Source organism: Pseudarthrobacter adonitolis, from assembly GCF_055412845.1.
Genome location: NZ_JBVAYW010000038.1, coordinates 1 through 10,459, shown reverse-complemented (window position 1 = coordinate 10,459; position 10,459 = coordinate 1). Strand labels below are relative to the sequence as shown.

Sequence of the window (10,459 nt, the reverse complement as noted above, 5' to 3'; positions counted from 1 at the left end):
CGTAGTCTTCGCAGTACGCGGCGTCGTACTGGAAGTCCCCGATCCCTAGGAACGCGTCAATCTCGTTGTTCTGCACGAGCCGGGTGATCGCCGCACCGTTCCGACCGGACGGGCTATCAGGCGCATAGGTCTTGACGCCATTCATGTCACCGACAGCAGCGATCCGAACATCAGCCGCAGGGGACCGTGCCACGCTAGGGGACGGTGGCGAAGCCGCCGGAGCGCTGGCGCAACCCGCGACAGAAACCGCCAGAAGGGCGGCGGTTGTGGCCACACTCCAGAAGGATCTGAGACGAGGGAGTGCTGACTGCATCCGATATCCCTTCGAGAAGCCGGACCGCAGGACGGCTTCCGAGAGACAGCCAGGCGCACCGGCACACCTTGATATTCCAGAGTAGCGGTTCGCTCCGGAGCTGCTCAGGCCGAACATGTCGCAGATACGGCGGAGGTCGCCGCCACTGGCATGCAGTTCGTGCAGGATCCGGTCCTCGCGGGCTTGTTGAACGGTCATCCCCATCGAGGTGGTGATCCACTGGACGCCGACAGGTGCGCGGTCCAGGGCGGTGCGCCAGCTAATGAAGACGTGGGGGTTTCTCGTCGACGGCCAGCACTGTTAACGGTAGGCCAGCCAGACGGAAAGCCGGTCCCGGACCGGTTTGGCCACGCTTTTCCTCCCTCCACTGGTGATGAAATGGCTCCAGCAGAGCCGACAGGCCTGGGCGCCGTTTGATGGCGGCGTCTCTGGAGCAGGCTGTGCAGTTCCCTTGGGGGTAATTCTTCCGCTTGTGCCGGCACGCGTCACAGAGCCACTGATGGGTGGGCGTCACGCCCCCGGCATGGAAGCCTGAATATCAGCTGCTCAAATCCCGAAGGACGGGACCTCGAAAAGGTGCCGTCCTTTGCTGCGTCCGTGTGCTCATAAGTCACTGTCGTCACGGCTGAAAATACCCGGCCACCGCTCAGTGCGGTGGCCGGGTGCGTGCAGGCTTGAACCATGGGAGACCTTGCCGTTGGTAACCAACAGCGTGTCCAGGCTGTGCATGATCGCCGGTCACTGGTGGTGAGTTTTGGTCGCATGATGACCTGGCGATTGTGTTCAGCCGGTCAGGTGGGTCCCGTCGTCCACGTGTGTTCGGGAAAAGCCCGGAGGAATCTCAATGGGGATTGTCAAGAACGATCACTGCTTGCTGCGAGGCCTCCCGGCACTCAAGGGGACGTTGAGCTGTCCATAGCTGGGGGCAATTCGGGTTATCCACGGCTCGGAATTTGGGAGCCGTTGGGGTAGCTCCCCTCGGCAGCAGTAGCGGTGGATAACCCATTATGAATTGTCCCCAGCTGTGGTCAGCGGTGCGCTCCTGCCAAGTTCGCATCTGAACCCGCGCAAACAAGGCACTGTCGACCTTGCAGCAGTCAGTGTTGGCGTATTCTTTGGGCATGGTCACGGGGGCGGACAAGAGCGGCAACAAATATGAGTGGCAATCCTGGCCGCCTGATTCGCTGGAGGGCATGCCACCTAAGCGGAGGCGCTTGGCGGGCTGGGCAATTTTTTGGTTCCTTATCCTAGGTTCGCTGTTGGGATCCGTCCTTGAGGCATTCGGCGTTCCAGATCCGTGGCGCTCCCTGCTGGTTGCCGCCGGATTGGCTGCCGTGTTCGTTCCCTTGATCCGGGCAGCAGCTTTGGAAGCACGACAGCTCCGCGCCGAGGGGATCGAGCTACCTTCCTACCCGGTCACGCGTAAGTCGTTGATCGCCGTCGCCGTCATCACTGGCGTTCTCTGGATCGCCTTTGCCGTACTTGTTTTTAGCGGGAGGCCGGTCTTCCCGCTAGTGCCGATTGCCGGCACGGTGTGGTTAGTCTTTCAGAGCCGCCGGTGGAGAAACGGATCCAGCCGGTCAGATTCATCTGCGCGATCCAACCCACCTGAATTGCCGAGCTGATTACGCGAGCGGCTGATAGGCCGTGTTGTCGCGAAGCATGGCCCAGAGGACGTTGAGGCGGCGCCTTGCGAGGGAGAGGACTGCTTGTTTGTGGTTTTTGCCCTCAGTGCGTTTGCGTTGGTAGTAGGTGCGGCTTTGGGGGCAGTAGCGTGCAGCGGATTGGGCGGCGAGGTAGAAGGCGTTGAGGAGTCGTCGGTCGTAGCGTTTGGGCCGGTGGTAGTTGCCGCTGATGCGTCCTGAATCTCGGGGCACGGGCGCCAGACCGGCTACGCCGGCCAGCCGGGCGGCGCTGTCGTAAGCGGTTAAGTCGCCGCCTGTGGCGGCGAGCAGTTCAGCTGCTAGGAGGGTGCCGAAGCCCGGCATGCTGGAAGTATCTTGGCGTGTTGGTGCTCTTGGAAGCGAGCCTCGATCCGTTTGTCGATTGCGGCAACTTGTTCGTGGAGGTCCAGCACGTTGCTGGCCAGGGCGGAGACTATTTCGGCCCCCATTTCCTGGGTGTGGAGGATGGTTCTTTGTGCTTGGGCTGCTGCGACGGCCTTCGCCGCGATTGATTTTGCGTTATAGCAGCCTTGGCTCCGCAGCCAGCTGGCGATGCGGGCTTCCCCTGCTCGGCGGATGCCGGCCGGGGTGTTGTACTTCGTGAGGAGCACGACAGATGCTTTGACCATGGCATAGTCGAAGGCGGCCTCGAGTGCTGGGAAGTATTCGAGCAGAACTGCGCAGAGTCTGTTTATTGCGCGGGTCCGGTCACAGACGAGATCCGTCCGCCGGGAGATAAGTAGACGAAGGTCGGTGCTGATCTCATCACCGCTGCGGATGGGCTGTAGGTCCCGCCGCATTCGGGCTTGGTCAGCGATGATTGCGGCATCCTTGGCGTCTGTTTTTCCGTCGCCCCTGTAGGTGCGGGCCGCGTGGTAAACGGATCTTCCCGGGATGTATGTCAGCAACTGGTTCAGTTCCGCGAGCACTCCAATGAAGAGAGCGGCCCCACCGCGGTTTAAGTCGGTGGCCCAGAGAATTTCACGACCGGCCGCAAGTGCCAGGACCTCGGAGAACAGCTCCGTAAGTGCAGCTTCGTCGTTGGCTACTTTACGGGACAGTAGCCGGTTTCCTTCGTCGTCGATTAGCACGCAGTGGTGATGAGCCTTGCCGGCGTCGATGCCGACCCAGAGTTCGGGCATGTATCCCTCCATCGCTGTTTCCTGGTAAGAGCCCAAGCAGATGGCCGCGCCGACGTGTCCTTACATTGCGATCGGATCGCTTCTCTCAATTAGCGGTCGAGCCATCGCGGGATGCCGGGCGGCCATTCCTTCGCAGCCGTCACTAAAAGTCCGGCATATAGCTTTTAGCCATACCCGGCATCCCCGGGTTGGTTGAGAGCCTACAACGCCCCCAATCCAGCCTCAATCACCGTAAGGAGTTTGCTTTTGCCGTGCCCAGGTGGGCGAGGGGCAACGCTTACTGGACCCCGGTGGCTTCACCTTGGGGCGCCGGGGTTTCATCGCTGGTCGCGCGTGTTGGTGCCGGCTTGCGCCTGCGGGCCGCGGCCCCGGATTCGAGGCCGAGTTTCTTGAGTTCTTCGGGGTCCAGCCGTCCTTGGTGGCGCGGACGTAGGCGCGTTTGTCTTCGCGCTCGGCGTCGGCGACCTGTTCGCGCAGGTCGGCGATCCGCTGTCGGGTCTTAACGAGGTTCGTGACGGATTCGATGCGTGAGTCGAGGGGGGCGCGGGCTGGGTTGCGGTATGTCCTGGTGGCCAAGTTTCGTCAAGGAGAACGAACTATCCGTTCCCTGGGAAGAGAAGTCTGCGCCCCGCGGCGGTGAGTAAGAGGAGCGGTAAACAAAAAGAGTCTGTACCCGCACTTCACTGCGCGTACAGACCGTTTCCCCAACTCCATGCAAGCGTAACTGACGCAGGGCAGTGGCCAGCCCAAACATCACTCGTCACGTGGGGCGTCACGAGCTCAGAAAGGCCTGCCTCACCTGACACCCCGCAACTATCGGCGCGCCGGCACGGTTCACAGTGCCCATTGTCGGTGCCCAAACGTCGGATTAGACTCGAGCAGGGTTGCGCAGCAGCCTCTGAGTCTTCAGAGGGAGTTTTAATGACACACGTCTGGTGCCGCCAATCCAACACCATCATCCTCCGATGAACCACACACGCTTGTTCCGTGTCATCCACGACCCCCGGGGCCCGGAGGAGATCCTTTCTTCTCTGGCTGCGGAGGAATTGGCTGATCTGGTGGACGCCCTCTACCAAAACCTCGATACTCCCGCCCCGGCATTCGGTGCGGAGGCGTGGTACGAGCTGGCCGTCGAAGAAAGTGCCCGCCGGGCCGGGTTGCAAGGGATTGAACAAACGGCCTGACCGGGCTGCGGTGCGAACCCCGGGGGTGACACTGCAGGAGTGACGATGAACGTTGCCTTCGGGGTCCTTATTCTGAGGTTGGGATTATCGAAGGCCGGCACTGTCATTCCCATCCGCCTTGCGGTGTTCCTGGTCGTGCTTGTGAGGCTCATGATCGTAGTCATGGGGCACGTGCTCTTTGGCCTCCAATAGGTGCTGCTGCAGCTTCTCCCCGCGTCGCGGCGGCGCCGGGAGGTGTCCCGCAGTTCCCGCGTTGCCTCGGTGAGGCCGGCGTGGGGCACCGGCCGCGGCTTCGGGTCCGAACTCCGGGGCTTGTTGGCACTGCTCTCCGGATCCTGCATGTTGGGCTCTGCATCACGCCGACATTCTCCGCCGTCAAGTTTTAGGTCAGGAGCGCCCAGGTCCGCCGGTCAGTCCGGGAGGGGGTGGGATTCTGGTGCCGGTGCGGGATCTGAGCTGCAGGATTCGGGCGGCACCGGCAACGGCGACGAGTATGCCGCCTCCCACAGCCGCTGTGAACCGATTCCGGACGCGATCCTGCCTTTGAAGCCCGATGAACCGTACTGTCATATCGTCGGGCCCGGTGCCGTTTCTGGCGGGTCAGCTCTGACCTCAGGGAGCGATTTACAGCGTGGGCGGCATCCAGATCCGTCGACAGTGCCGCGGGCTGTTGCTGCAACTGATGGATTTGTTGGGTTGCTCGCCAGTCGGGACAGTGCAGCGTTTTGGTCTGTCAGTTCCTGGACGTGGACGCGCCCTGTGAATGTGCGTCGGTGCCTCACCGGGCTTGCTGACGCGCATGGGTCCCGGGGTGGAGTCCAGGACCGGCGGCGGGCTGGGGCGAGCCGTTGCTGGTTGTTGTGGGAACAACCAGGGCTCTGCCGCCGCCGGTCTGTCTTAATTGTAGGACGGGTCCACCCTTACGGCGGCTACCGGGGGCGGGCACTTTTCCGGCGCTCGGGTTCGTGAGACCATCCCGATATGAGTCAAAATTCCAACGAAAACGCAGACGCGGTTCTTCCCGGTACGGGGGTCAATGATCACGCCTGGGAGCGGGAGCACCGCCATCCCACGGCGGGCCAGCTGCGGGCGATCGGTTCCCGCCGGAGGGATGCGGAATTGAAGCTGGAGCACCATCAAAAGGAAGCTCGACTTCGAGATCGGGGAAATCACTCGGATCGTAACGACTGAGGTCGGTCCGCCTGGGTCGATGCTGGTGAGCTTGCAGACCTTCCGGTTGGGTCAGTCCATACCGCCGGGGCCGGCCGGCGGGCGGTACGGAGGGAGGGCTTGTGGTGTTGGAAGGCGAGACGTGGACGCCGGTGGATCCGTGGTGGGTCAGGGATAACCTGCGTGAGGCCATTGATCGTCTCGTGGAGTTAGGGTACACGGTGCGCGGCGGGCAGGGCGAGGACCCCGAGCTGATCGATCCTGGTGGTTCGGCCGTGGAGACCTGGCGCGAGGATTACCCCTATGAGGTGCGGATGTCCCGGGAGGAATACGAGCTGGAGAAATACCGGCTGCAGGTCGAATTGTTGAAGTTCCAGTACTGGGGCCAGGACCACGGCCTCAGACACGTGGTCGTCTTCGAGGGCCGCGACGCCGCCGGGAAGGGCGGGACCATCAAGCGCTTCACCGAGCATCTGGATCCCCGCTCGGCCCGCACCGTGGCGCTGAGCAAACCGTCAGACCGTGAACAGGGCCAGTGGTATTTCCAGCGCTACATTCAGCACCTGCCCACGGCAGGGGAGATCGTGCTGTTCGACCGCTCCTGGTACAACCGGGCGAACGTGGAACGGGTCATGGGGTTCTGCACCAACGAGGAGTACGCCACGTTCATGGACCAGGCCCCGGTGTTCGAAAGGATGCTGGTTGACTCCGGAATCCACTTGACCAAATTCTGGTTTTCCGTGACCCGACACGAGCAGCGGACCCGGTTCGCGATCCGCCAGATCGACCCAGTCAGGCGTTGGAAACTCTCACCCGTGGACCTGGCATCCCTGGACCGGTGGGAGGAATATACACAGGCCAAGGAAGAGACATTCCTGCGCACTGACACAGACCACGCACCCTGGATGAGGATCAAGTCCAATGACAAGAAGCGGGGCCGGATCAACGCCATGCGCTTCTTCCTCAACCAGTTCGAATACGACGACAAGGACCCTTCGGTGGTTCAAACCCCCGACCCCCTCATCGTGCGACGCGGCCGCGACGCCGTCGGGGACTGATACCGACCGGATCCGCCACGGTCGTCGCCCGGCCCCCCTTCCGAGGCACAAGGGATATGAGACACCAAAAGTAGACCTTGCAAAGGGAAGCTGTCTCCAGCTCCGCGGTTGGCGATTCTCGTAAGAGTGCGAAACCACGTTTAGGGTGAAGCTATGTTCTGCAGAGAGAACATAGCTGGGAAAGGGGAACCCTATGCGGTGGCTACGCCGGGCTGTATACGAGCATCGACGTCTCCCCGGGCGGATACGTAAGTTGCAAATTATCGAGCTCTGGAGCTTCGTGGCGATCGTCTGCTGCGTCCTTGTTTCCTTAGTCTTCGACCTTTCTGTGCCAGCTACAAACCTCCTGATAGTCCTTCCGCTGGTGGTGCTCTTGTCTGCCGTTTTCGGCATTGGCCTGCTGACCTGGAGGAATCATGAACACGCTGCAGAGATCTGGGCCGAAAACGTTCGAGGTCGAGGACTGGAGGAGGCAGGTTTTGGATGGTTTGCCGACACTGGGACGATGCGCGGCCTCGGCGCGGGAAAATCGATATTTACGGCAATTATGCTTGCGGGTTTAGTGGTTCAGGCTTTCTCTCATTGGACATAGGGCCAGCGCGAAGGAAATCCTGGTCCAATCCTTGCCGGTCATTCTGCGGCATCCTCACGCCAACTGGCAGCGAACAGGTTTAGCAGGTTCTCCGTGACGCGCATGAGTTCTTCCCCCGAGTCGATCGTCAGCTTGCCGCGTACTGACCAGGAGTCATGGAACGAGGGATCCTGAAGGGTGAAGGACAGCTCAATGTGGCTCCCGGTGTGGGCGGCCTCCAGCAGCAGGTCACCTTCAAGGGATTTGTAGGTCCTGGTCCCGCTCCAGCCTCGCCAATGCCCGGCAAGGTCGGTGAAGAAGCCGCAAAGGTCAGCGAATCCAAGCTCGTAGTGGGCGGTGACCTCCCGACGTGCTCGAAGGTTCTCTAATTCCACGGACACGGACATGCTGAGCAATTCGCCGTCGGGTCCGCGTTGCACATCTCCGAACGTGAGCCGCTCCCGGCGCCCTATCTCAACCATGCCTGTGCCTGTTTCCCTCACCCCAACGGACCGTTCGGCCGCGCACCCCGCTTCTCGGCAATCCGCAGCCGAAGGAAAACAATTGTCAGGACCAGAGCGTAAATTGCCAGGCCGGCTACCACGATCATGATGACTGCATAAATGGTGCTGAAAATGCCGAAAAACGATGCCGGATTCATGGCTACCCCCAATAGTCGTTGCCCCTACGCTACGCAAGCCAGGCTGGCGCCGAACCGAAAGACTCGGGTTGCGAGACGACGCCAGGAATGCCCCGGTCAGGCAGACCTCCATCGCGCACTACAGCGCCGCATGGAAGCCGGACACGAATAGTGGTTGCTGGGCATCTGCCGGTGGTCATGGTGCACCGCCAAAATGCCCGCTTCGGAGTGTCCCCTGGATGAGCGTCCCAGCGTCTGCTTGGCTGGAGATATGACCGAGCAGCCACCCGCAGCCGTGACGGAGGACCTGGACCGGTTGCAGAGCGCTTTGGGCTCCGCGGTCCCTGCCAGGACGGATTCCAATCTGATGGTTGGGACCTGGAACATCCGGGCGCTCGGGGACCTGACGCCCAAGTGGAGCGCCGGGCCCAAAGATTCACCCAAGAGGGACTGGCACGCTATCGCCTGCCTGGCCGCGGTGATCGCCCGGTTCGATGTCGTTGCTGTGCAGGAATCCCGCCGGAACCCTAAAGCCCTTAAACATTTACTGGCCACCTTGGGTCCGCAGTGGCAGGCTATCGTCTCGGACGTGACCGAGGGTTCTGCCGGCAACGGTGAACGGCTCGCCTTCCTGTACGACACGGAACGTGTCCAGCCCTCGGGCCTGGTAGGGGAGATCGTGTTGCCGCCGGTGGGGGAGGACCCGGCCCGGCAGTTCGCCCGCACCCCGTACACGGCCAGCTTCACCAGGGCAGGTGTCGAGTTCACCCTGGCATCCGTGCACGTCCTCTGGGGTAAGTCCCAGGCCGAGCGGCTGCCGGAGATCACGGCTTTCGCGGAGTGGATGCGGGCGTGGGCGGTCCGGCCCAACGACTGGAACACCAACCTGATGGTGCTGGGGGACTTCAACCTGGACCGGGTCGGAGACCGGCTCTACGAGGCGTTCGTCTCCACAGGCCTGTGGCCCCCGCCCCAGCTGAACAAGGTCCCACGGACCATTTTCGACGACGACGGGGCCAACAATTTTTACGACCAGGTGGCCTGGTTCTCCCAGCCGGACGGCACCTCGCTGCTGAAGGGCCTGACGTACGGGCAGCGGGCCGGGTCCTTTGACTTCATCCCGCATGTCCTCCGGGGGCTCACCCGGAACGAGGTGTCCTGGCGGATCTCGGACCACTACCCGCTCTGGTGCGAATTCCTGCTGACCTGACCGGCTATACAGGTACGGAGGTGTCAGCCTCCCGAAGGGTTCTCCACCGGGGTGCCGTCCGGGTCTTCCGTAATAGGGCGTTCTTCCTCGGGTTTGGTGTTCGGGTTGTCGGTTTGTGGGTCTTCGGGCTCGCCGAGGGGCTGTCCTTCAGTTCCGGGATCGCTCACGATGTTCCTCCTGTTGATTTCTGTGTCGCGTCCGATGACGTAATCCCATCACAAACGGGCGCATGATCACAGGGTCAATGAAGATGATGCTCCGACGTCGTCGTATCCCTTTCCATCGCCACACTGCTACGGCGAACCATGGCCGGGCGCACCCCTTACCTCCCGCCGTAGCCCCAGGCCTGTTCACGAGCGGCGTCGACCGGGCCGGACGAGGCCAAGACCCCGGTGACAGGCCCAATCAACCCGTACGAAAACCCGAGTACCGGGTTCTGACGATACGCAGTGCAGGCACCCTTCCGATTCCCGGTGCTCTGCCATTTGATTCTATTGTTGCTCTCGCCTGCGGCCGCCGCTGCGTGCCCTGCCTTCTTGCCAACCCGGCAGTGAATCATTCAGCCGTACTTCCCGGTCCAGGTGCAGCTTTCCCTCCCGACGACTGATCCGCTGGACGTGCAGCCAGATGCCGAGCACCCGTTCCTGCTCGCTGTCGGGGCCTTTATGCTGGGGCCAGTCGTTACCGCCGTCCCGGTACGCGCCCAGTTCGGCGAAGCGCTGTTCCCACCGGGCGTCATGCTTGGCCTGGAGCGTCAGTACCGAATCCCAGCCGGGGATGGCCTTAAGGCCTTCCCGGGGGATGGGGGAGAGGGTCCCGGCGGCCGAGAGCTGCCGCTGACGGTGCAGCCATGAACCAAGCGCCCGTTCCCGCGCGGTCTTCCCGCCGGTGGTGGGTAATCGCCCCTCGGCCTTGTAGAGGGCCAGGGCGTCGTTCAGGTTCCGGATCCCGGCGGACGTGTTCCGGGTGACCGCACCCAAGGTCGGGGCGCTTCAGAAAACGGAAAAAATACCACGCTAAGCCTCGGCCAGTGGTCGTAATGGCCTGAATTTGCCTGTGCCGATCCACTACGAATTAGACGGACTTGCTGAGCCACTGGCTTCACCCAACCCTGACGGAGGGACATGACGTCCCGGTCTTCCCCGTCCCGGGACACGCCTCTGGGGCGGCGAATATCCGCGAGAGCAGACAGTCGATGGAGCGGGTGGTGGCGTCGGTCATCACTGGCGGATGTTGCTGCGCTGATCCGGTCAGACACCAATCATGACAGGGTCCCCGCGAGGCTGAAGATCGGTCCCTGGCTACCAGTTGGGGCGGGCCGAGGATGTTCCGGTTGAGGGCTCCCTGGTGGGCACCGCTTTGTTCGGTGCGGGGCCGCCGACCATGTTCAGTAGCAGCATCGTGTCGTGGTCGGCTGTACCCGGCGGGGCTTGGTAGACCACCAGTCGATGCTCTGCATTGGAGACGTTGAGTACCTCGTAGTTAAGTTGCATCCGTCCCACCTTCG

The 10,459-nt window shown here is 62.2% G+C and carries 10 protein-coding genes and 1 pseudogene; 5 read left to right on the top strand and 6 right to left on the bottom strand.

Annotated elements, in window-relative coordinates; translation table 11 throughout:
* The first annotated feature begins 1,434 nt into the window (after window positions 1-1,434).
* Complete coding sequence (locus tag ACZYZ4_RS19105; protein WP_463863358.1) at window positions 1,435-1,938, top strand: hypothetical protein; 504 nt, start codon at window positions 1,435-1,437, stop codon at window positions 1,936-1,938.
* Here ACZYZ4_RS19105 and ACZYZ4_RS19100 read toward each other — a convergent pair.
* Window positions 1,939-3,119: pseudogene (locus tag ACZYZ4_RS19100) on the bottom strand (IS110 family RNA-guided transposase).
* A gap of 965 nt (window positions 3,120-4,084) precedes the next feature.
* Here ACZYZ4_RS19100 and ACZYZ4_RS19095 point away from each other — a divergent pair.
* From ACZYZ4_RS19095 to ACZYZ4_RS19085, 3 genes are all read left to right on the top strand, one after another.
* Window positions 4,085-4,303, top strand: coding sequence for a hypothetical protein (locus tag ACZYZ4_RS19095; RefSeq protein ID WP_463863357.1), 219 nt, complete (start codon window positions 4,085-4,087; stop codon window positions 4,301-4,303).
* A gap of 1,292 nt (window positions 4,304-5,595) precedes the next feature.
* The gene (gene ppk2 / locus ACZYZ4_RS19090; RefSeq protein ID WP_463863356.1) at window positions 5,596-6,531 is read left to right on the top strand and encodes a polyphosphate kinase 2; all 936 of its coding nucleotides are present in this window, start codon (window positions 5,596-5,598) and stop codon (window positions 6,529-6,531) included.
* 253 nt (window positions 6,532-6,784) lie between these two features.
* On the top strand, window positions 6,785-7,123 hold the full coding sequence (locus ACZYZ4_RS19085) for a hypothetical protein (RefSeq protein WP_463863355.1): 339 nt from the start codon (window positions 6,785-6,787) through the stop codon (window positions 7,121-7,123).
* Between the two features lie 38 nt (window positions 7,124-7,161).
* Here the strand turns inward: ACZYZ4_RS19085 and ACZYZ4_RS19080 are convergent, their stop codons facing one another.
* Window positions 7,162-7,584, bottom strand: a complete 423-nt coding sequence (locus ACZYZ4_RS19080) for a DUF6228 family protein (RefSeq protein WP_463863354.1) — start codon at window positions 7,582-7,584, stop codon at window positions 7,162-7,164.
* A 17-nt stretch (window positions 7,585-7,601) separates the two neighbouring features.
* Complete coding sequence (locus ACZYZ4_RS19075; RefSeq protein WP_463863353.1) at window positions 7,602-7,763, bottom strand: hypothetical protein; 162 nt, start codon at window positions 7,761-7,763, stop codon at window positions 7,602-7,604.
* Between the two features lie 250 nt (window positions 7,764-8,013).
* Here ACZYZ4_RS19075 and ACZYZ4_RS19070 point away from each other — a divergent pair, with 250 nt between their 5' ends.
* Complete coding sequence (locus tag ACZYZ4_RS19070; protein WP_463863352.1) at window positions 8,014-8,952, top strand: endonuclease/exonuclease/phosphatase family protein; 939 nt, start codon at window positions 8,014-8,016, stop codon at window positions 8,950-8,952.
* 23 nt (window positions 8,953-8,975) lie between these two features.
* On the opposite strand, the gene ACZYZ4_RS19065 is transcribed toward ACZYZ4_RS19070, so the two are convergent.
* The 3 genes from ACZYZ4_RS19065 to ACZYZ4_RS19055 form a co-directional block, all read right to left on the bottom strand.
* Window positions 8,976-9,119, bottom strand: coding sequence for a hypothetical protein (locus ACZYZ4_RS19065; protein WP_463863351.1), 144 nt, complete (start codon window positions 9,117-9,119; stop codon window positions 8,976-8,978).
* 324 nt (window positions 9,120-9,443) lie between these two features.
* Entirely contained in the window at window positions 9,444-9,932 is a 489-nt protein-coding gene (locus ACZYZ4_RS19060; RefSeq protein WP_463863350.1) for a Helicase associated domain protein, read from the bottom strand.
* Window positions 9,933-10,253: 321 nt separating this feature from the next.
* Window positions 10,254-10,459, bottom strand: a 206-nt coding sequence (locus tag ACZYZ4_RS19055) for a hypothetical protein (RefSeq protein WP_463863349.1), incomplete at its 5' end; no start/stop codon positions are given.

Excerpts from the sequence above, each read along its gene's own strand:
- ACZYZ4_RS19075 (WP_463863353.1), bottom strand. The coding sequence starts at position 7,763 with ATGAATCCGGCATCGTTTTTCGGCATTTTCAGCACCATTTATGCAGTC.
- ACZYZ4_RS19105 (WP_463863358.1), top strand. The coding sequence starts at position 1,435 with ATGGTCACGGGGGCGGACAAGAGCGGCAACAAATATGAGTGGCAATCC.
- ACZYZ4_RS19080 (WP_463863354.1), bottom strand. The coding sequence starts at position 7,584 with ATGGTTGAGATAGGGCGCCGGGAGCGGCTCACGTTCGGAGATGTGCAA.
- ACZYZ4_RS19070 (WP_463863352.1), top strand. The coding sequence starts at position 8,014 with ATGACCGAGCAGCCACCCGCAGCCGTGACGGAGGACCTGGACCGGTTG.
- ACZYZ4_RS19095 (WP_463863357.1), top strand. The coding sequence starts at position 4,085 with ATGAACCACACACGCTTGTTCCGTGTCATCCACGACCCCCGGGGCCCG.